20 protein-coding genes are annotated in these 19,868 nt (G+C 67.8%); 4 read left to right on the top strand and 16 right to left on the bottom strand.

Annotated features, from left to right (window positions below):
* Positions 1–71: 71 nt before the first annotated feature.
* Both HBE63_RS09565 and HBE63_RS09560 read right to left on the bottom strand, forming a co-directional pair.
* Complete coding sequence (locus HBE63_RS09565) at positions 72–986, bottom strand: sterol desaturase family protein (protein WP_166904532.1); 915 nt, start codon at positions 984–986, stop codon at positions 72–74.
* Positions 987–992: 6 nt separating this feature from the next.
* The gene (locus tag HBE63_RS09560; protein ID WP_166904531.1) at positions 993–1,634 is read right to left on the bottom strand and encodes a TetR/AcrR family transcriptional regulator; all 642 of its coding nucleotides are present in this window, start codon (positions 1,632–1,634) and stop codon (positions 993–995) included.
* A gap of 82 nt (positions 1,635–1,716) precedes the next feature.
* On the opposite strand from HBE63_RS09560, the gene HBE63_RS31355 reads away from it, so the two are divergent.
* Positions 1,717–2,475, top strand: a complete 759-nt coding sequence (locus HBE63_RS31355; RefSeq protein WP_243858585.1) for a suppressor of fused domain protein — start codon at positions 1,717–1,719, stop codon at positions 2,473–2,475.
* Between the two features lie 8 nt (positions 2,476–2,483).
* On the opposite strand, the gene whiA is transcribed toward HBE63_RS31355, so the two are convergent.
* Genes whiA through uvrC form a run of 4 tightly spaced genes read right to left on the bottom strand, consistent with a single transcriptional unit; the run spans position 2,484 to position 7,531 of the window.
* Entirely contained in the window at positions 2,484–3,461 is a 978-nt protein-coding gene (gene whiA, locus HBE63_RS09550) for a DNA-binding protein WhiA (RefSeq protein ID WP_166904530.1), read from the bottom strand.
* Entirely contained in the window at positions 3,458–4,519 is a 1,062-nt protein-coding gene (yvcK, locus tag HBE63_RS09545) for a uridine diphosphate-N-acetylglucosamine-binding protein YvcK (protein ID WP_166904529.1), read from the bottom strand. Before yvcK ends, whiA begins: the two co-directional genes overlap by 4 nt.
* The gene (rapZ, locus tag HBE63_RS09540) at positions 4,516–5,430 is read right to left on the bottom strand and encodes an RNase adapter RapZ (RefSeq protein WP_166904528.1); all 915 of its coding nucleotides are present in this window, start codon (positions 5,428–5,430) and stop codon (positions 4,516–4,518) included. Before rapZ ends, yvcK begins: the two co-directional genes overlap by 4 nt.
* Positions 5,431–5,467: 37 nt before the next feature.
* Positions 5,468–7,531: an excinuclease ABC subunit UvrC gene (uvrC, locus tag HBE63_RS09535; RefSeq protein ID WP_166904527.1), complete on the bottom strand. Its 2,064-nt coding sequence runs from the start codon at positions 7,529–7,531 to the stop codon at positions 5,468–5,470.
* A gap of 50 nt (positions 7,532–7,581) precedes the next feature.
* Here uvrC and HBE63_RS09525 point away from each other — a divergent pair, with 50 nt between their 5' ends.
* A complete protein-coding gene (locus HBE63_RS09525; RefSeq protein ID WP_208301333.1) occupies positions 7,582–9,549 on the top strand; it encodes a gamma-glutamyltransferase family protein in 1,968 nt (655 codons plus the stop codon).
* 10 nt (positions 9,550–9,559) lie between these two features.
* Here HBE63_RS09525 and HBE63_RS09520 read toward each other — a convergent pair whose 3' ends face one another.
* The 4 genes from HBE63_RS09520 to HBE63_RS09505 all read right to left on the bottom strand — a co-directional run bounded on the left by HBE63_RS09520 (position 9,560) and on the right by HBE63_RS09505 (position 12,521).
* Positions 9,560–10,012: a PH domain-containing protein gene (locus tag HBE63_RS09520; protein WP_166904526.1), complete on the bottom strand. Its 453-nt coding sequence runs from the start codon at positions 10,010–10,012 to the stop codon at positions 9,560–9,562.
* Between the two features lie 7 nt (positions 10,013–10,019).
* On the bottom strand, positions 10,020–10,499 hold the full coding sequence (gene ribH, locus HBE63_RS09515) for a 6,7-dimethyl-8-ribityllumazine synthase (protein ID WP_166904525.1): 480 nt from the start codon (positions 10,497–10,499) through the stop codon (positions 10,020–10,022).
* A complete protein-coding gene (locus HBE63_RS09510) occupies positions 10,496–11,824 on the bottom strand; it encodes a bifunctional 3,4-dihydroxy-2-butanone-4-phosphate synthase/GTP cyclohydrolase II (RefSeq protein WP_166904524.1) in 1,329 nt (442 codons plus the stop codon). Before HBE63_RS09510 ends, ribH begins: the two co-directional genes overlap by 4 nt.
* A gap of 97 nt (positions 11,825–11,921) precedes the next feature.
* Positions 11,922–12,521: a riboflavin synthase gene (locus tag HBE63_RS09505; RefSeq protein WP_166904523.1), complete on the bottom strand. Its 600-nt coding sequence runs from the start codon at positions 12,519–12,521 to the stop codon at positions 11,922–11,924.
* Positions 12,522–12,595: 74 nt separating this feature from the next.
* On the opposite strand from HBE63_RS09505, the gene HBE63_RS09500 reads away from it, so the two are divergent.
* Together HBE63_RS09500 and HBE63_RS09495 are read left to right on the top strand one after the other, a co-directional pair.
* A complete protein-coding gene (locus HBE63_RS09500; RefSeq protein ID WP_166904522.1) occupies positions 12,596–13,315 on the top strand; it encodes an LppX_LprAFG lipoprotein in 720 nt (239 codons plus the stop codon).
* Entirely contained in the window at positions 13,315–14,991 is a 1,677-nt protein-coding gene (locus HBE63_RS09495) for an MFS transporter (RefSeq protein ID WP_305848715.1), read from the top strand. The genes HBE63_RS09500 and HBE63_RS09495 overlap by 1 nt, the downstream gene beginning before the upstream one ends.
* A 5-nt stretch (positions 14,992–14,996) precedes the next feature.
* Here HBE63_RS09495 and HBE63_RS09490 read toward each other — a convergent pair whose 3' ends face one another.
* From HBE63_RS09490 to HBE63_RS09465, 6 genes are all read right to left on the bottom strand, one after another.
* A complete protein-coding gene (locus tag HBE63_RS09490) occupies positions 14,997–15,152 on the bottom strand; it encodes a hypothetical protein (protein ID WP_166904521.1) in 156 nt (51 codons plus the stop codon).
* A 152-nt stretch (positions 15,153–15,304) separates the two neighbouring features.
* The gene (ribD, locus tag HBE63_RS09485) at positions 15,305–16,306 is read right to left on the bottom strand and encodes a bifunctional diaminohydroxyphosphoribosylaminopyrimidine deaminase/5-amino-6-(5-phosphoribosylamino)uracil reductase RibD (protein ID WP_166904520.1); all 1,002 of its coding nucleotides are present in this window, start codon (positions 16,304–16,306) and stop codon (positions 15,305–15,307) included.
* Complete coding sequence (gene rpe / locus HBE63_RS09480; protein WP_166904519.1) at positions 16,303–16,980, bottom strand: ribulose-phosphate 3-epimerase; 678 nt, start codon at positions 16,978–16,980, stop codon at positions 16,303–16,305. Before rpe ends, ribD begins: the two co-directional genes overlap by 4 nt.
* Before the next feature lie 5 nt (positions 16,981–16,985).
* The gene (locus HBE63_RS09475; protein ID WP_243858584.1) at positions 16,986–18,395 is read right to left on the bottom strand and encodes an RsmB/NOP family class I SAM-dependent RNA methyltransferase; all 1,410 of its coding nucleotides are present in this window, start codon (positions 18,393–18,395) and stop codon (positions 16,986–16,988) included.
* A complete protein-coding gene (gene fmt, locus HBE63_RS09470; protein ID WP_166904518.1) occupies positions 18,392–19,321 on the bottom strand; it encodes a methionyl-tRNA formyltransferase in 930 nt (309 codons plus the stop codon). The genes HBE63_RS09475 and fmt overlap by 4 nt, the downstream gene beginning before the upstream one ends.
* A 33-nt stretch (positions 19,322–19,354) precedes the next feature.
* Complete coding sequence (locus tag HBE63_RS09465) at positions 19,355–19,867, bottom strand: LemA family protein (protein ID WP_166904517.1); 513 nt, start codon at positions 19,865–19,867, stop codon at positions 19,355–19,357.
* Position 19,868 lies beyond the last annotated feature (1 nt).

The raw sequence follows: 19,868 nt of genomic DNA, 5'->3' as shown, positions 1-19,868 counted from the left end.
GTCACGATGACGGCGGAGTGACTCAACGCCGACTGCCCGGTGAGTATGGGCAACGACGGACGCCGATGCCCCTAGCCGGCCGCGGCCTGAGCCGACACCGTCTGCACCTTGCGCTCGATAGTCGTTGCGGCATCGGCGTTCTCACTCCACCCGGGCGGGCCGAACAGGTAGCCGAGCCGGCCGCGCCAGGTCCGCGCCCGCCACACGTCGCCGACCATGGCGACGAACTCGTGGTAGTTCACCTTGATCGGGTTGTGGGTGTCGATGTTCTTGGTGAGGCCATAGCGGACCGGTTCACCCTCGGCGACGAAGGTGCCGAACATCCGGTCCCACAGGATGAAGATGCCGGCGTAGTTCTTGTCGAGGTATGGATTGTTGGCGCCGTGATGCACGCGATGGTGCGACGGCGTGTTGAACACGTACTCGATCGCGCGGGGCAACCGGTCGATGCGCTCGGTGTGGATCGGGAACTGGTAGAGCAGCACGATCGCCTGGGACAGGAAGACCAGCCAGGCCGGGATGCCGATCAGCGCCAGCCCCACGTAACCGATGGTGGCCAGGAACGAGCCGGGGATCAGCCAGGACAACCGCACGGCCGTGGACAGGTTGAAGTGCTGGCTCGAGTGGTGCACGTTGTGCGCGGCCCAGAACATCCGGATGCGATGCGACATCCGGTGTTGGAGGTAGTAGGCCAGGTCGGCCAGCACGATGGCCAGCACCCAGACCCACCAGTGCGATGCCGAGAGGTGCAGTGGCGTCACGGATGCGGCGATCGCGACCATCGGCACCGCGATGAATTTGTCCAGCGGTCGCAGGATGAAGCCCAGCACATAGATCGAGAGGTTCGTGGCGCTGTCCCGCCAGGAGATCCCGGCCCGGGGCCGGGCGGAATCGTCGTCCTTCTCGAAGCGGTAGCTGAGGAATTCGACCGCCATCAGGACGAAGAAGGCAGGCATCGCGTAGAGCCCGATGCGCAGTGGATCCATGCGGGGTTACCTCTTGCCTTGCTTGGGCATACCGGCCAGCTGCCAGGTCAGCGCCTGGCCGAAAAGTTCGGTGGGTACCCGGTCCGGGTCGATTCGCCGCTGCCGGATCAGCCCCTGGAACAGCGCCAGAACCACCACGGCGAATCCGTCCACCGAGACGTTGTCGTCAATGTTGTTGCGCTCCAGCGCGTCGGCGAGAATCTCGCGCAATGCTGCCAGCGTGCGGGCCGACCGGCCCCGCAGAATCTGCATGGCGTCGGGATTGCGCACGGCGTGCAGCCAGAATTCAGCCTGGATCGCCTCGAACTCGATGTCGTTGTCGGCGATCTCGACGAGCACCCGGCCCAGGGCGGTCAGCGGCCCCCCGTCGGTGTCCTCGGAGATGGTCTGCACCACCTGGTCGAGCCGACCGGAGGCACGTTCATTCATCAGCTCGGAGAACAGCTGCTCCTTGCTGGAGAAGTTGGAATAGACGGCCCCGACCGAGTACCCCGCTGCCGCGGCGATCTCATCCACCGACGCCGCGGCGTAGCCCTTCCGGGCGCAGGTCTGGGCGGCCGCGTCCAGCAGCGCCGCCCGGGTCCGGGCCTGATTCTCGGCTCGTGTCAGCCGTACCGCCGGGTCCTTGGCACTTCGATCGTCAGCCATGTTTCAGATAGTAGTCGTTATTTGGAATTTCGGATAGTGGTTACTATCCGAAATTACCGAAGGCCTCGGCAGCTGGGCACTGTTGGTCCGAAGACTCCACGACGCCGACCGGTCCGGCTGGCTGTCCCTGCTAACCGTGTTGCCCTACATCGGATTCGTATTCCAGATCGCCTTCGCCCTGCTGTCCTCCAAGCCGCATGGCGAACGTTTCGATCAATCTGCGGCCACCGCAAGCGACGAGGGCTCTGCCGGCCTCAACGAGGCAGCGGTGACACCCACGTCCGCGGATTCGGCTCCCGGCTGGGATGCCATCGATGCCGCATTCGCACGGCTCTACCCGGGAATTGACGGCGCCGCACCTCATTTCGGCCGCACCGACGCCCGTCTTCCCGGCGACGGAATCTGGGGTATCACGGCCCACCCGAATACTTCAGCCGCGCAACCTCACTGGCACCTGGTGACGTACGGGTTCTCCAACGTGTTCGATTCCGACCCAACTTCTGACGAGCACGACACCTGGGCAGACTTTGAATGGACCTTTCGGGTTGCCGCCGACATCGACCTCACCGAACCACTGGCACCGCAAGTGCCGACCTGGGCTGTGCTCCTGCTGCAGCGGCTCGGCGACCTGGTTTTCAGCGGCAGAGATGCGCTCGACGTACCCAGATCGATACCGGATTCGGCCTCCTGCGCTTTGTGCAGCTGGTGGGCGTTACCGCCGACACCGTCGCTGCCGCACAATCACTGGGCAACGGCGTGGACGGCACACATCACATGCTCGAGACGATGGCCGGGTCTAATCCGCTGCTCATCACGGACATCAGACGCCGGAGTCACATGAAATAGGGGTCAGGCGTCGTCGAGCAGGTCCGCAGTCACCGCCGACTCGGTGTCGGGCAGCCCTTCCTGCTTGGCCTTGCGATCGGCCATCGAGAGCAGGCGCCGGATACGGCCGGCCACCGCATCTTTCGTCATCGGCGGATCGGCCAGCCGACCGAGCTCCTCGAGCGATGCCTGCCGGTGCTCGACCCGCAGCTTGCCCGCCGCAGCCAGGTGATCAGGCACCCCGTCACCCAGGATGTCCAGCGCACGCTCCACCCGGGCAGCCGCAGCCACCGCGGCACGCGCCGACCGGCGCAGGTTCGCATCGTCGAAGTTGGCCAGGCGGTTGGCGGTGGCCCGGACCTCGCGGCGCATGCGCCGTTCCTCCCACGTCAACCGCGTGTCCTGCGCGCCCATCCGGGTCAACAACGCGCCGATCGCCTCGCCGTCGCGCACCACCACCCGGTCAGCGCCACGCACCTCACGGGCCTTGGCACTGACTCCGAGCCGCCGGGCCGCACCGACCAGCGCCAGGGCCGCCTCCGGGCCGGGGCAACTGACCTCGAGCGCCGACGAGCGTCCCGGCTCGGTCAACGATCCGTGCGCCAGGAATGCCCCGCGCCACGCGGCCTCGGCGTCACCGACGCTGCCACCGACCACCTGCGCAGGCAGGCCACGCACCGGGCGTCCACGAAGGTCGAGCAGTCCCGTCTGTCGGGCCAGGGCTTCTCCATCGGCAGCCACTCGCACGACATAGCGGGTGTTCTTCCGGATTCCACTGGCCGACAGCACGTGCACCACCGCGTTGTACCCGTACAGGTCGTAAATGTCCTTGCGCAGACGGCGCGCGATGATCCCGAGGTCCACCTCGGCTTCCACCACCACCCGGCCCGCCACGATGTGCAGGCCGCCGGCAAAACGCAACAACGACGCCACCTCCGCCCGGCGAGCGCTCACCGAGTTGACTACCAGGCGGCTCAGCTCGTCCTTGACTTCGGCTGTCATCGCCACGGATCGTCCCCTCTCGGTGTGTTCGGCGCCGGCTCCTGGTGCGCCACGTCGACCGACCTCGCAGCGGGCGTGGGAACGGTGGACTCCTGCACTGCCCGACCGGGCCCTGTCGCGCGCAACCGGACCCCCTCCAACACCGCGGCCAACTTCGCCGGGTCATGTAAAGGTGTACCAGGTCTGGACACGTCAGCAAACTCAACGCGGGCATTGAGGATGTTGGCTGTGCGGCTGAGTTGCTCCCGTTCACGGTCGCTCGGCACTCGGCTGGCATCGACGATGATGTCATGCACGCTGAAGTCCGGCGCATGCTGGGCCAGAACGTGGATGTGACGCTCAGCCGAGAACCCCGCCGTTTCGCCCGGCTCTGCAGCCAGATTCAACACGAGTGCACGCCGCGCCGTCGTCGCTCGCAATGCCGCCGCCAACTGCGGCACCAATACGTGCGGGATCACACTGGTGAACCACGACCCCGGTCCGAGCACCACGAGATCGGCACTCATGATGGCGTCCACCGCCTGCCGGGTGGCCGGCGGATCCCCGGGCAGCAACCGCACCCTCCGCACCTTGCCCACCGTGGTGGCGACCGCTACCTGACCGCGGATCACCCGGCTCATCCGAGGATCGGACTCCAGACCCGCAACATCGGCTTCGATCTGCAAGGCGATCGGACACATCGGCAGGACCCGGCCCTTCACCCCCAGAATCCGTCCGAGCTCGTCGAGCGCAGCGACGGGGTCGGCCAGTACCTCGCTGAGGCCCGCCAACACCAGATTGCCGATCGGATGACCGGCAAGCGCGCCGCTACCACCGAACCGGTGCTGAATGATCGTCGCCCACAACCGGCCGTGCGGACTGTCAGAAGCCAAGGCCGCCAAAGCCATTCGCAGGTCACCGGGCGGTACCACATCGAGTTCGCTGCGCAGCCGCCCCGAGGAGCCGCCGTCGTCGGCAACCGTCACCACGGCCGTCACGTGCGGGCTGAGCCGCCGAGCCGCGGACAAGGTGGCGTACAACCCGTGCCCCCCACCGAGGGCGACGATGCGCGGGGTCATTCGCGACCCAGATCCCGATGCAGCACGTGAACGGTGAGCCCGTCACCACCCTGCAACCGCTCCGCCAGCGCCTCGGCCATCGCCACGCTGCGATGTTTGCCGCCGGTGCACCCGATGGCGACCGTCATATAACGCTTCCCCTCCCGGCGGTAACCGGCGATCACCACGTCCAACAGACGATGGTAGGTGTCGAGAAATTCTCTGGCCCCCGGTTGGCCCAGTACGTAGTCACGCACGTCCGGGTGCTGACCGCTGTGCGGCCGCAACTCGTCGACCCAGTGCGGGTTCGGCAGGAACCGCACATCCATCACGGTGTCCGCGTCCATCGGCAGGCCGTACTTGTAACCGAAAGACTCCACGGTGACATTCGTGTAGGCGACCGTCTCGCCGCCGAACGCACGCTCGATGCTCTCACGTAACGCCGGCACCGGGAGCGCAGACGTGTCGATCACCAGGTCGGCCGCCGCGCGCACGGGCGCCAGCAACGCGCGCTCGGCGGCGATTCCCTCGGCCAGGGTCTGCGTGCCCTGCAGCGGGTGACTGCGACGGTTCTGCTCATAGCGGCGCACCAGAATGTCGTCGGACGCCTCCAGGAACAGCACCCGCGGGGTGATGCTCCGTGCCGCCAATTCGTTGCGCACCCAATCGAGATCACCGGTGAAACCACGCGACCGCACATCCATCACCACGGCCAGCTGGGTGATCCGCGATCCGGCGGCCAACCCCAACTCGACCATGCGGGCGATCAGCTCGGGCGGCAGATTGTCGGCGACATACCAGCCGAGGTCCTCCAACACCTTGGCGGCCGTGCCGCGCCCGGCCCCCGACAGGCCGGTGACCAGCACCACGTCGATCCCCGAATCCGCGTCCGCACCACTAACGATGCCGCCCTCGCGCAGATGTTCGTTCATGCGCGATCCGCCTGGCTGCTCATATCCCCGTTACCTGTCATCCCGACACCCTGCGTCGATCATCCTCGATAACCGTTGCGGGCGTCCCTGAATCGCCCAGTCCGGCGCTGTTCTCACTTCGCGGGTCACCGTTTTCGACGGCCGGTGGCTCGCCGCCGTGCCCGATTGGCGGCTCGCCGCCGAGCGCAGCCAGGACCGCCCTCGCCGTCGCCACCCCGATCCCCGGCACCGCGGTGATCTCCTCGACCGACGCTTCCTTGAGCCGCGCCACCGAGCCGAAATGCGTCACCAGCGCCTTGCGACGCTGTTCGCCCAACCCGCGCACCGAGTCGAGGGCCGACGCGGTCATCCGCTTGGACCGCTTGCTGCGGTGGTAGCTGATCGCGAACCGGTGTGCCTCGTCGCGCACGCGCTGCAACAGATAAAGCCCCTCGCTGTTTCGCGGGAGAATAATCGGTTCAGGCGCCAACCCTTCTTCAGCGGGCACCCACACCTCCTCGAGGCGTTTCGCCAGTCCGATCACCGCGACATCGGTGACACCCAGTTCGTCGAGCACCGCGGCCGCCGCGTTGACCTGAGGGGCACCGCCGTCCACCACGAACAGATTGGGCGGATAGGCGAACCGGCGCGGACGCTGCTCGGCAGCCGGGTCGGGCTGCGCATCGCTCACGTGCCGCAGGAAACGGCGTCGCGTCACCTCGGCGATCGAGGCGACGTCGTCGGAGCGGCCCTCACCGGCGGCCTCACGGATGGCGTAGTGCCGGTAGTCCGACTTGCGGGGCAGCCCATCTTCGAACACCACCAGTGAGGCCACCACATCGGTGCCCTGCACGTGGCTGATATCCACGCATTCGATCCGCAGTGGCGCATCCGCCAGCCCCAGCGAATCCTGAATACTCTGCAACGCTTCCGATCTCGCGTTGAAGTCGCCGGCCCGCTTGAGCTTGTGCTGGGCCAGTGCCTCGCGCGCATTGCGTTGGACGGTCTCCGCCAGTGTGCGTTTGTCGCCGCGCACCGGCACCCGCAGGCTCACCCGCGATCCACGAAGACCCGACAGCCATGCCGCCAGTTCGTCGGCATTCGGCGGAAGCACCGGCACCAGAACCTCACGGGGCACCGGGTTGGTGGCCTCGTCGGCCGCGCCGCCCAGCTCGGCCTGCTCGCCGTAGAACTGGGTGAGGAACTGCTCGACGAGATGCTCCTGTCCGGATTGCTCTGGGTCACCGGACTTCTCGACGATCCAGCCGCGCTGGCCGCGCACCCGGCCCCCGCGTACGTGGAACACCTGCACGGCCGCCTCAAGATCGTCGTCGGCGAACGCCACCACGTCGGCATCCGTGCCGTCACCGAGCACCACGGCCTGCTTCTCCAGCGCACGCTTGAGCGCCGCGATGTCATCGCGCAGCCTGGCGGCCCGCTCGAAATCCAGATCCTCGGCGGCGGCCATCATCTGCTGTTCCATGTCGCGGGCCAGCCGGTCGGTCTTGCCGGCCAGGAAGTCGCAGAAGTCGAGCACGATCCGCCGGTGTTCCTCGGCGCTGACCCGACCGACGCACGGGGCCGAACATTTGTCGATGTAGCCGAGCAGGCACGGACGGTCGATCTGCCTGTGCCGCTTGAACACTCCCGCCGAACAGGTCCTGGCCGGAAAAACGCGGGTCAGCAGGTCGAGTGTCTCGCGGATGGCCCAGGCATGCGAATACGGGCCGAAGTACCGCACGCCCTTGCGCCGTGGCCCGCGGTAGACCATCAGTCGCGGGTACTCCTCGTTGAGCGTCACCGCCAGCACCGGGTACGTCTTGTCGTCGCGGTAGCGGATGTTGAAGCGTGGATCGAACTCCTTGATCCAGTTGTACTCCAACTGGAGTGCCTCGACCTCCGTGGTGACCACGGTCCACTCGACACTGCCCGCCGTCATCACCATCTGCCGGGTGCGCGGCGCCAGGCTCGCAATGTCGGCGAAGTACGACGTCAGCCTGCTGCGCAGGCTCTTGGCCTTGCCGACATAGATGACCCGGCCGTGCGGGTCCCGGAACCGGTACACGCCCGGTTCCACTGGTATCGATCCGGGCGCCGGCCGGTACGTCGCTGGATCGGGCACGGTTTCCAGGTTACTGCCGCGATCTGACTCAACTCCGCTACCGTCGAACTGTGCGGTTGCTGGCGTCCACCCGTTCGGTCATCACGCTGCTCAGCGTCGTCGCTGTGATCCTTGCCGGATGCGCCGATGGCAGTCGGCGTCCGGCGAGGACCGATGCCGGGCCGTGTCAGATCCTGTCCAACGGCACCCCGGAGCCCAAGGCCCCGCCGGCGCCGGGCCCAGCCAAACCGCCGGTCCCGCCGCCCACTCGCGACCTGGCGACCAACCCCGAAATCGGCACCGGATACCGCAGCGACATGACGGCCGTCCGCACCTCCACCTACGCGGTGGCCACTGCCAATCCCCTGGCTACCGAAGCCGCCTGCAAGGTGCTGCGCGACGGCGGCACCGCAGCTGACGCGCTGGTAACCGCGCAGGCCGTGCTCGGCCTCGTCGAACCGCAGTCCTCCGGGATCGGCGGCGGCGGCTTCCTGTTGTATTACGACGCCGCAGGCAATGCGGTGCGCGCCTATGACGGGCGTGAGACCGCCCCGGCGGCGGCGACCGAGAACTATCTGCGCTGGGTGTCGGAGACCGACCGCACCGTCCCCAAACCCGATGCGCGGGCGTCCGGCCGCTCCATCGGGGTGCCCGGCATCGTGCGACTGCTCGACGATGTCCACCGCCAGTTCGGCAAGAAGGCCTGGCGCGATCTCTTCGACCCGGCCGTGTCGATGGCCGACCAGGGATTCGACATCAGCCCGCGCCTGGCCGCCGCGATCGACGACGCCGACGCCCAACTTCGCCTGGACCCCGCCGCTGCCGGCTACTTCCTCAACCCCGATGGCAGCCCCAAACCGGTGAGCACCCGCATGACCAACCCGGCCTACGCGAAAACATTGGGCGCCATCGCATCCGGCGGCGCCCAGGCCTTCTACACCGGTGACATCGCTCACGCGGTCGTGGCCGCCGCCACCGACACCAGCGGCGGCCGCACGCCAAGTGCCATCACCGAGCAGGACCTCGCCGGCTACACCGTCAAACAGCGTGACCCGGTGTGCACCACCTACCGTGGCCGCGAGGTCTGCGGGATGCCGCCGCCGTCATCGGGCGGCATCGCAGTGGCGGCCACCCTCGGCATGCTCGAGCACTTCCCCATGAGCGACTACAAACCGGCCCGCATCGATCTCAACGGCGGCCATCCGTCGGTGACCGGGGTACACCTCATCTCAGAGGCCGAACGTCTCGCCTACGCCGATCGCGATCGCTACGTCGCCGACACCGATTTCGTCCCGCTGCCCGGTGGATCACCCGAAACCCTGCTCGACGGCGCCTACCTCACCGGCCGGGCCGCGCTGATCTCCCGAAACCGCACGATGGGCGTGGCCGCACCCGGGGACTTCGCGCCACCGATCACCACTCCGCCGGCGCCGGAGCACGGCTCCAGCCAGATCAGCGTGATCGACCGTTTCGGCAATGCGGCGTCGCTGACCACCACGATCGAGTCGGCGTTCGGTTCGTTCCGTATGGTCGACGGCTTCCTGCTCAACAACCAGCTCACCGATTTCTCGGCCGAGCCGACCAGCACCGAAGGCCGGCCGATACCCAACCGGGTTCAGCCCGGAAAGCGCCCGCGCAGCACCATGGCGCCCACCCTGGTCTTCGGCAAGGCGGGGCCGCAACGAGGTGCCCTGTATGCGGTCCTGGGCTCCCCCGGCGGCGCGGTCATCATCCAGTTCGTCGTGAAAACCCTTGTCGGCATCATGGATTGGAACCTTGATCCGCAGCAGGCGGTATCCATGATCGACTTCGGCGCGGCCAACACGCCCGTCACCAACGTCGGCGGCGAGCATCCATCGGTCGACACCGTCGCCAACGGCGACCGCGACCAACTGGTCGAGGGCCTGCGCGCACTCGGGCATCAGGTCTCGCTGGCCGATCAGTCCAGTGGGCTCTCAGCCCTGGTGCGCACGTCGCCGGGGTGGATCGGCGGGGCCGACCCCCGCCGCGAAGGTCTCGTGCTCGGCGACGCCGGCTGATCGCCCGGTGTCAGCCCAGAGTCGAGCGGTACCGGTCGACCAGGTCGCGGACCTCGTCCATGGCCTCGACGGCACGCCCCTTGTCGATCGCCTGGATCGCCATCACCGGGATGTATTCATCGTCGGGTAGGTCCAGCCGTGCCCAGCGGGCTCCGACCGGGAAGGCCACTCCGCGGACCTCGGACCATGGAATCACCTTGAAACTGATCAGATTCCGCACTGCCACGCCAGATGGGCCGACCCGTAGCCGCGGCCGCGCGAACATCAGTACCGCTCCGGCGATGATCGCCCCGAGCAAGGCGATGGCCACCTGATCGGACGTCTGGAAGAGCACGCCGGTGGATCCCACCTTCAGCAGCACCCCGACCGCCACGTGCGCCAGAAAGATGATCAGCGCCGCACCGTAGGCGAAATACGGTGCGAGGTAGGGCCGGATGTCAATGTCCCAGGTTTCTGCAGTCATCGGCACATCACGCGTTGGCGCGCAGTCCCCGCAGCGTCAGCGCCGTGGACAACGCCGCTGCCGCCGCCTGGGCGCCCTTGTCCTCGGTGGAATCCGGCAGGCCGGCACGGTCCAGGGCCTGCGCCTCGTTGTCGGTGGTCAGCACACCGTTGGCGACGGGAGTCGACGCATCGAGCGACACCCGGGTCAAGCCCTGCGTCACTGCATCGCACACGTAGTCGAAATGCGGGGTCTGGCCGCGGATCACCACGCCCAATGCCACCACCGCATCGTGGGTGGCCGCCAATTCCTGTGCGACCACGGGGATTTCGATGGCCCCGAGCACCCGCACCACCGTCGGCTCGTCGATGCCGGCCTCGGCCGCGACCTTGCACGCGCCGTCGAGCAGCGCATCACAGATCTGGGTGTGCCAGGTGCTGGCCACGATCGCCAGCGTCACATCCGAGGCATCGACCTGGGGCAGATCAGGGACTCCGTGGCCGCTCACAGGCTCGAGCCCGAATCGGTCGGGCTGGGCGGCCGGCGGTCACCGAGCAGGTACACCGCCTCGTCATAGTCGTCCATGCTCACCGCTTCGTCGTAATCTTCGAGGCCGACGAGGTCGTGACCCATCCGGTCCCGTTTGGTCATCAGGTAGCGGATGTTCTCCGAGTTCGCCCGGACCGGTAGCGGAACGCGCTCGATGATGTGCAGCCCGTAACCGTCCAGACCGACCCGCTTGGCAGGGTTGTTGGTCAGCAACCGCATCGACCGGATACCCAGGTCGACCAGGATCTGCGCGCCGATGCCGTAGTCGCGGGCGTCGGCAGGCAGGCCGAGCTTCAGATTCGCGTCGACGGTGTCCTCACCCGCGTCCTGCAGCTGATACGCCTGCAGCTTGTGCATCAGACCGATACCCCGGCCTTCGTGCCCGCGCATGTAGAGCACCACGCCGCGGCCTTCCCGGGCCACCATCGCCATCGCGGCGTCCAACTGGGGCCCGCAGTCACAACGCCGGGAGCCGAACACGTCGCCGGTCAGGCACTCCGAGTGCACCCGGACCAGGACGTCGTGGCCATCGCTGGCGGGGCCGGAGACGTCGCCGCGAACCAGCGCGACATGCTCGACATCCTCGTAGATGCTCTTGTACCCGACCGCCACGAACTCGCCGTGCCGGGTCGGGATCCGCGCCTCGGCGATGCGCTCGATGTGCTTCTCGTGCTTGCGCCGCCACTCGATCAGGTCGGCGATCGAAATCAGGGCCAGGTCGTGATCGTCGGCGAAGACCCGCAACTCATCGGTGCGCGCCATGTCGCCTTCGTCCTTCTGGCTGACGATCTCGCAGATCGCGCCGGCGGGCTGCAGCCCGGCCAGGCGGGCCAGGTCCACGGCGGCCTCGGTGTGGCCGGGGCGACGCAGCACGCCGCCGTCCTTGGCCCGCAGCGGAACCACGTGGCCGGGCTTGGTGAAGTCATCGATCGCAGAGCCGGGATCGGCGAGGGCACGCATCGTGGTGGCCCGGTCGGATGCCGAAATGCCGGTTCCCACACCCTTTTTCGCGTCAACCGTGACGGTGTAGGCGGTGCCGTGCTTGTCCTGGTTGACCGCGTACATCGGCAACAGGCCGAGCCGGTCGCAGATCTCACCGTCCAGCGGCACACACAGGTAACCGGAGGTGTAGCGGACCATGAACGCAACGAGTTCGGGGGTGGCCTTCTCGGCAGCGAAGATGAGGTCGCCTTCGTTCTCACGGTCCTCGTCGTCGATCACCACCACGGCTTTGCCCGCCGCGATATCGGCTATCGCCCTCTCGACGGAATCGAGCCTGGTCATCTGCGCCACCTTGCCTGTTCGAATGCCAGGTCCCAAAAGCGGGACCATATGCCGACTCCAGTATGAACCACCGAAATCCAGCGGTTATTGCCAGCTCTTACTCACCGGGACCGGCCATCAGCCGTTCCACGTACTTGGCGATGATGTCGACCTCGAGATTGACCGTTGCCCCCACGACCGCCTGCCCCAGTGTGGTGAGCTCGCGCGTGGTGGGGATCAGCGACACCTCGAACCAGTCGTCAGCCACGGCGGACACCGTCAGCGACACCCCGTCGACGGTGATCGAGCCCTTCTCCACCACATAACGCGACTGCGCGACAGGCAGGCCGATGCGCACCACTTCCCAGTGCTCGAAGGGCGTGCGGGAAATCACAGTGCCGGTGCCGTCCACGTGGCCTTGCACGATGTGACCCCCGAGGCGACTGTTGACCGCGGCGGCCCGCTCCAGGTTTACCTGGCTGCCGACTCCGACCCCGCCCAGACTCGAGCGGTTGAGCGTCTCCCCCATGACGTCTGCCGTGAACGCGCCGTCGGGCAGCACGTCCACCACGGTCAGGCAGACCCCGTTCACCGCGATCGAGTCGCCGTGACCGGCATCTGCGGTGACCACAGGGCCGCGGATGGTGAACCGGGCGGCATCCGTCAGCTCCGCCTTGTCGACCAGGACACCCAGCTCTTCAACGATTCCGGTGAACACGCCGACCAGACTATTCGCCTCAACCGGGAGTTGGAGAAAACGCCCGAACGCCAGAAGCCTCTACGATGCAATACATGCAGACGCGCCCACGCTTCGCAGTCCAGTCCTTACTCGCAATTTTCTTCGCAGCGACCGCGCTCGTCGCGGGCTGCTCGTCGTCGTCCTCCTCGGAGAAGTCGAACGCCCCACTGCCCGACGCGGCCCAACTCCTGCAGGAGTCCGCGGCCAGCACCAAGGCCCAGCAGAGCGTTCATCTGCTGCTGACCGTGCAGGGCACGATCGCCGGCCTTCCCATCGAGAAACTCGACGGTGACCTGACCAATACTCCCGAGGTGGCCGCCGAGGGCACCACCGACCTCATCGCCTTCGGCCAGAAGATCCAGGATGCGAAGTTCGTCGTCGCCGGCGGAAACCTCTACGCCGCGCTGACCCCCGGCGACCCACTGTCCAACTACGGGCCGGCCGAAAAGATCTACGACATCTCGGCCATCCTGAACCCCGACACCGGGTTGGCCAACGTGCTGGCGAACTTCAGCGACGCCAAGGCCGACGGCCGTGAATCGGTCAACGGCACCGAGGGTGTCCGGGTGACCGGCACCGTCAGCGCCGACGCGGTCAACAAGATCGCCCCACAGCTCAAGGCCACCGGCCCGGTCCCGGGCACCGCCTGGATCACCGAGGACGACAAGCACACCCTGCTGCAGGCCAAGCTCGAACCCACCCCCGGAAACAGCGTCACCATGACCCTGACTGACTGGGGCAAGCAGGTCACCGTCACCAAGCCCGCCTCCTGATGCGGGCCGCGCAGTCGGTGAGCGCGGGCCGCAGCCGCCACATCGCGATCAGCGCCGGCAGCCTCGCCGTGCTGCTCGGTGCTCTCGACACCTACGTGGTGGTCACGATCATGACCGACATCATGGCCGACGTCGGGATCGCGATTAACAAGATCCAGCAGGTCACGCCGATCATCACCGGCTATCTGCTGGGCTACATCGCCGCCATGCCGCTGCTGGGCCGGGCCTCGGACCGGTTCGGACGCAAGATGCTGATCCAGGTCGGTCTGGCCGGTTTCGCGGTCGGCTCGGTGATCACCGCGCTGTCCGGCGACCTGACCACCCTGGTCATCGGCCGCGTGGTGCAGGGCACCGCAAGCGGCGCCCTGCTCCCCGTGACCCTGGCACTGGGCGCCGATCTGTGGGCGGCACGTAACCGGGCAGCCGTGCTGGGCGGTGTCGGTGCCGCGCAGGAATTCGGCAGTGTGCTGGGCCCGCTCTACGGCATCGGCGCCGTCGCACTGTTCCATCACTGGCAGGCCGTGTTCTGGATCAATGTGCCGCTGGCCGTCATCGCCATGGCGATGATCCACTTCAGCCTGCCGGGCAAGGAGCCCAGCGACCACCGCGAGAAAGTCGATGTCGCCGGCGGCATCCTGCTGGCCATCACGTTGGGCCTGGCCGTCGTGGGTCTGTACAACCCGGAGCCGGACGGCAAGCACGTGCTGCCCGAGTGGGGCCCACCGCTCCTGATCGGCGCGTTGGTGGCGGCTGTCGCGTTCTTCGTGTGGGAAAAGATGGCCCGCACCCGGCTGATCGAACCCGCGGGGGTGAAGTTCCGGCCGTTCCTGGCCGCGCTCGCCGCCTCCCTGTGCACCGGCGCGGCCTTGATGGTCACGCTGGTCAATGTCGAACTGTTCGGTCAGGGCGTTCTCGGTAAGGACAAGTACGACGCGGCCTTCCTGCTGCTGCGATTCCTGATCGCCCTGCCGATCGGCGCGCTGATCGGTGGCTGGATCGCCACCCGGGTCGGGGATCGCATCGTCAGCTTCACCGGCCTGATGATCGCGGCCGGCGGCTTCTGGCTGATCACCCACTGGTCTGTCGACGTGCTCGACAAGACCCACAACCTGGTCCTGTTCCGGTTGCCGGTGCTTGACACCGACCTCGCGATCGTGGGTCTGGGCCTCGGGTTGGTGATCGCTCCGCTGACGTCGGCCACGCTACGGGTGGTACCCGCCGCGCAGCACGGCATCGCCTCGGCATTCGTCGTGGTGGCCCGGATGATCGGCATGCTGATCGGCATGGCGGCCCTGTCCGCCTGGGGTCTGTTCCGCTTCAATCAGCACCTGGCCAGCCTGGCGGCTGCGGCGAACACCAGCGAAATGTCGCTGCAGGAGCGATTCATCGCCAAGGGCATGCAGGCCCGCCAGGCGTACGTGTCGATGTACGGCGACATTTTCGGGATCACCGCGATCGTCTGCGTGGTGGGTGCGGTGCTCGGCCTGCTGATCGCCGCGCGCCACTTCCACGCCGACGAGCTCGACGGACCTGCCGAGAGCCTCGGCGCCGGTGACAGCGATGACGCATCGACCGGGCAGCTATACCTGCCGACGCAGGTGCTGCCGGTCCAGTCCGCTGACGAGACGGCTCAGCTACCGGGGCAAGAGCCGCCGGGGCGCCACCGATCCAGCTGATCGGTTCAGCAGCGCTCCACCCCGGGACGCAGCAAACGTGGTGCCCGGTCGGCCTCATCCGGCCGGTCGGGCAGCACGAGGCGTAGCGGGGCACTCACCAGCGCCCGGAGTGCGCGGGGAGTCCATGGTGTGCTCGGGAGCCAATCCTGCAGTGCAGTCATGCGCGCGTCCTTTGCTCGTGTTCACGGGCGCACATTCGGCAGCGAACGCGCTTTGGTACGAGTGTACCGATCATCACCGACAATGCCCGGCATGTCGAGACCGTAACTTAGGTCACCCTAATTCAAAGCTGGCTAACTGCTGCGGGCTGCTATCAGTTGGGCACCAGGCTCAGACGGACATCCGGACCGATCGCGGTGATGCCGTCGAATCGCCACCGCTGGGCATGCAGGATGCTGGGCACCCCGATGTCGTCGACCGCGGTGATCGGTCCGCCCAGCACAATCGGTGCGACATACGCCACGATCCGGTTGACGACACCGGCCCGCAGGAAGGCCCCCGCCAGAGTCGGCCCGCCCTCCAGAAACACGTCGGTCCGGTCCCCCAGCGACCGCATCACCTCATGCGGATCATGCGTCCGGATCAGCATCGTGTGCGAATCATCGTTGAGCACCTTGGCGTCCAGCGACACCTCGCGCATACCCACCACCACCCGCAGCGGTTGATGATCGGTGAGCGTGCCGTCGGCCCGACGTGCGGTCAGCGCCGGATCGTCGACAAACACCGTCCCGGTGCCGACCACGATCGCATCCGCCGCCGCGCGCTTGCGGTGCACGTCCGCGCGGGCGGCCTCACTGGTGATCCACTGACTGGAACCGTCGGCAGCAGCGCTACGGCCGTCCACGCTGGTGGCGAATTTCCATGTGACATGCGGTAATCCGGTGCGCTGCTTGTGCAGCCACTCACGCAGTGGTCCCTGCTCGACCTCGTCGGCCAGCACCCCGGAACTGACGGTGACGCCGGCATCGGCGAGGCGTCGCGCCCCGCCTTCCGCTTCCGGATTGGGGTCGGGCACCGCAAAGATGACAGTCGAAATCCCTGCTGCCAGAATCGCATCCACGCACGGCGGGGTGCGGCCGTGGTGATTGCACGGCTCCAGGGTGACGACGGCGGTGCCGCCCTTGGCGCGGTCGCCGGCCACCTGCAACGCCACCACCTCGGCGTGCGGGCCGCCGATCGGTTGCGTCCCGCCGACACCGGCGATCTGCCCGTCGCGGTCCAGGATCACCGCGCCGACCGGCGGATTGGGGTAGGTCGAGCCCTTGACCTCTTCGGCTTGCTCGATGGCCAGCCGCATCGCGGCCTCGGGCGTCATAGCGTGAGGTGTCGCGAGGCGCTCGCCGCCTGCCGGCGCAGTGATTTCACCGCGGCCGCCGGATCGGACGCGCTGTACACCGCGGAGCCGGCGACGAAGCAGTCCACGCCGGCCTCAGCGGCCTGCTCGATGGTGTCGGCATTGATGCCCCCGTCGATCTCGACGACGATGGTCAATTCTCCGGCGTCGACGAGCCGGCGCACGGTACTCACCTTGGAGAGCACCTCCGGGATGAACTTCTGCCCACCAAACCCGGGTTCGACCGACATCACCAGCAGGGTGTCGAACTCCTTGAGGATGTCCAGATACGGCTCCAGCGGGGTACCCGGTTTCACCGAAAGCCCGGCCTTGGCACCGGCGGCGCGGATATCGCGGGCCACGCCGACCGGGTTGTCGGTCGCTTCGGCGTGGAAGGTGACGTTGTAGGCACCCGCCTCGGCGTACGGCGGCGCCCAGCGTTCCGGCTGGTCGATCATCAGGTGGCAGTCCATCGGGATGTCGGTCACCTTGAGCAAGGACTCCACGACCGGCATGCCGAGCGTGAGGTTGGGCACGAAGTGGTTGTCCATGACATCGACGTGCAACCAGTCGGCCCCCGCCACCGCGGCGACCTCATCGGCCAGCCGCGCGAAATCCGCAGACAGGATGGACGGGGCGATCAGGGGTTCTGCCATGGCGATCACCCTACTTTTAACACTGCGGCGAACATCGCATCGGTGCCTTGCCGATGCGGCCACAGCTGGACATGCGGTCCGTCGCCGAGGTCGTCGGCCGGGGCAAACAACTCCCGCGCGTCCAGCTGAGTCACCGGATGCCGGCGCACCGCGTCGGCCACCACCCCGACCGTTTCGGCCAGATGAGGTGAACAGGTCGCGTAGAGGACCACGCCGCCGGGACGGGTCAGCTTGATGGCTGCGGCAAGCAGCTCACGCTGCAGTTTCACCAACGCGGGGACATCTCCTGGCTGACGACGCCACCGCGCCTCCGGGCGTCGGCGCAGCGCGCCCAAGCCCGTGCAGGGGGCGTCGACGAGGACCCGGTCGAATCCGGGCTCCAGACCGGTTTCCCGCCCGTCCACGCGGCGCACCTCGACGTCCAGCCCGCGGACGTTCTCCTCGACCAGATCGGCGCGGCGCGGTGCCGGCTCGACCGCGGTGACCCGGGCCCCCGAGGCCACACCGATGGCGGCCAGCAGGGCGGTCTTGCCGCCCGGTCCGGCGCACAGATCGAGCCAGCGGCCGGTGTCCGGGCCGTCGAGTTCGGCCAGCGTCAACGCACGGGCCACCAACTGGCTGCCCTCGTCCTGGACCTGGGCGGCGCCGTCGCGCACGGCCGCCAACTGCCCGGGGTCACCGCCGGGCAGGTAGACCGCATACGGCGAGTAGCGGCCCACCGTGCCTTCGGCCTGTGCGGCCAGTTCGGCGGCGGTCAGCGCGGTGGGCCGCGCCGCCAGGTGCACCAGGGGACGCTCGTCGTCACTGGTGAGCAGGGCGTCGAGTTCAGCGGCCCTGGCCCCGAGCGCGTCGGTGAAAGCCTGGGCGATCCACCGCGGGTGGGCATGCACGAACGCCGCATGTCCGACCGGATCGGTGGCCGCGGGCGGTGCCAGCTGCGCCATCCATTCCGCCTCGGTACTCCGCGAGATCGTCCGCAGCACACCGTTGACGAAACCGGCTCGGGCCGTGTCGAATTCGATGCCGGCCTGTTCGACGGTGGTGGATACCGCGGCGTGCGGCTCGACCCGGGTGCGCAGCAGCTGATAGGTGCCCAGGCGCAACAGGTCGAGCAACACCGGATCGATCTGCTCGGTCGGGCGCCCGGCTGCCGCGGCGATGACCGCGTCGAGCAGCCCCCGGGTACGGCAGCTGCCGTAAGTCAGCTCGGTCGCGAAGGCGGCGTCACGCCCCTCGATCCCCCGCTCCCGCAGCATGGCGGGCAGTGCCAGGTTGGCGTAGGAATCACGCTCCGACACCGCGCGCAGCACGTCGAACGCTGCCCGGCGGGCCGGGTCCAGCGGGGTGCGCCTGGTCGGGCGCTTGCCTTGCGTGGCACGGTTGGGCCGGTTCGAGCGGTCTGACGGCCTGCTCATGATGCGCGCACCGAATCCTCCAACCTTGCGCCGCGGGCCCAGTCGGCGGCATTCATGAGTTTCTTGCCGGGCGGCTGGATCTGCCCGAGCCGTACCGGTTGCGAGCCGGTACCGACCAGCACCGCGTTGCGTTCGACCCGGATCTCGCCGGGGGCCAACGAAACCTCCGACGGCTCCACCGTGACCGGACCGACCTTGACCCGCAGGTCCCCGATCGTCGTCCAGGCACCGGGATTCGGGGTGACCGCACGGATGCGCCGGTCGATGACGTGGGCCGGGAGATCCCAGCGCACCCGGGCCGACTCCACCGTGATCTTGGGCGCCAGGCTGACCCCGTCGGCCGGCTGCGGCACCGCGGTCAGTGCCCCCTCGGCGATGCCGTCCAGAGTGGATTCCAGCAATGCGGCGCCTGAATCAGCAAGCCGCCCAAGCAGATCGCCCGCGGTGTCGGTGTCGCGTATCCGCTCGGTGACGACCCCATAGACCGGTCCGGAATCCAGCGCCGGTTCGATCAGGAACGTGGTGGCTCCGGTCACCTCTTCGCCCGCCGCCAGGGAGGCCTGCACCGGTGCCGCCCCGCGCCATGCGGGCAGCAACGAGAAGTGGAGATTGATCCAGCCGTGCCGGGGCACCGCGAGCAGGCGCTCGCTCAGCAGCGCACCGTAGGCGACGACAGCACAGCAGTCCGGTGCCAGCTCCGACAGCTCGGCGACGAACTCGTCGGAGTTGGGCTTCGCCGGTCGCAGAACCGGGATGTCGTGTTCAAGCGCCAGCTCCGCGACCGGCGAGGGCGCGGGTTTCCCCCGGCGGCCGGCAGCGGCGTCAGGCCGGGTCAGGACCGCGACCACATCGTGACGGGGCGAGTCGATCAGCCGCTGCAACGACGGGAGGGCGGGCTCTGGAGTTCCGGCAAAGACAAGACGCACGGGACCAGTTTAGGGATCCAGGCCGTTGCTTCCCTAATGCGGCGCGGTGTAGTACTCCCGCTCGGAGACTCCGGCCAGCGGCGCCAGATACACCCACGGGATGGTTCCGACGAGACGATTGAGGGTGGCCACGGCGTCGTTGTAGTACTGCCGGGCGAACGCGAGCTTGTTCTCGGTGTCGGCCAGGTTCTCTTGCAAGTTCAGGAAGTTGATCGACGAATTGAGTTGCGGGTAGGACGATCCCAGTGCCAGCACACCGGTCAGCGCGCTGTCCAGATCACGCTCGGCAGCGCTGCGCTGCACCACCGAAGCACCACCGGTCGCCGAGGCCAGGGCAGCCTGGGCGCCACTGACCCGGCCCAGAACCGCCGTCTCGTGCGAGGCGAACGTCGCCACGGCCTGAACCAGCGCAGGAATCAGAGCGGCCCGGCGGGTCAGTTCGACGTCGATGCCGCCGAGCGCCTCGGCGACCCGCACGTCCGCCGCGCGCAGCTTGTTGTAGCCCACGACGAAGCCCACAAGTACCGCTACCGCGAGCACCAGCACC

Source organism: Mycobacterium sp. DL440 (genome assembly GCF_011745145.1).
GTDB lineage: Bacteria > Actinomycetota > Actinomycetes > Mycobacteriales > Mycobacteriaceae > Mycobacterium.
Note: the sequence above shows the minus strand (reverse complement) of the source record. Positions and strands in the feature narration are given on the sequence as shown.

Excerpts from the sequence above, each read along its gene's own strand:
- HBE63_RS09565 (WP_166904532.1), bottom strand. The coding sequence starts at position 986 with ATGGATCCACTGCGCATCGGGCTCTACGCGATGCCTGCCTTCTTCGTC.
- HBE63_RS09560 (WP_166904531.1), bottom strand. The coding sequence starts at position 1,634 with ATGGCTGACGATCGAAGTGCCAAGGACCCGGCGGTACGGCTGACACGA.
- whiA (WP_166904530.1), bottom strand. The coding sequence starts at position 3,461 with ATGACAGCCGAAGTCAAGGACGAGCTGAGCCGCCTGGTAGTCAACTCG.
- yvcK (WP_166904529.1), bottom strand. The coding sequence starts at position 4,519 with ATGACCCCGCGCATCGTCGCCCTCGGTGGGGGGCACGGGTTGTACGCC.
- rapZ (WP_166904528.1), bottom strand. The coding sequence starts at position 5,430 with ATGAACGAACATCTGCGCGAGGGCGGCATCGTTAGTGGTGCGGACGCG.
- HBE63_RS09520 (WP_166904526.1), bottom strand. The coding sequence starts at position 10,012 with ATGACTGCAGAAACCTGGGACATTGACATCCGGCCCTACCTCGCACCG.
- HBE63_RS09510 (WP_166904524.1), bottom strand. The coding sequence starts at position 11,824 with ATGACCAGGCTCGATTCCGTCGAGAGGGCGATAGCCGATATCGCGGCG.
- HBE63_RS09500 (WP_166904522.1), top strand. The coding sequence starts at position 12,596 with ATGCAGACGCGCCCACGCTTCGCAGTCCAGTCCTTACTCGCAATTTTC.
- HBE63_RS09495 (WP_305848715.1), top strand. The coding sequence starts at position 13,315 with ATGCGGGCCGCGCAGTCGGTGAGCGCGGGCCGCAGCCGCCACATCGCG.
- HBE63_RS09490 (WP_166904521.1), bottom strand. The coding sequence starts at position 15,152 with ATGACTGCACTGCAGGATTGGCTCCCGAGCACACCATGGACTCCCCGC.
- ribD (WP_166904520.1), bottom strand. The coding sequence starts at position 16,306 with ATGACGCCCGAGGCCGCGATGCGGCTGGCCATCGAGCAAGCCGAAGAG.
- rpe (WP_166904519.1), bottom strand. The coding sequence starts at position 16,980 with ATGGCAGAACCCCTGATCGCCCCGTCCATCCTGTCTGCGGATTTCGCG.
- HBE63_RS09475 (WP_243858584.1), bottom strand. The coding sequence starts at position 18,395 with ATGAGCAGGCCGTCAGACCGCTCGAACCGGCCCAACCGTGCCACGCAA.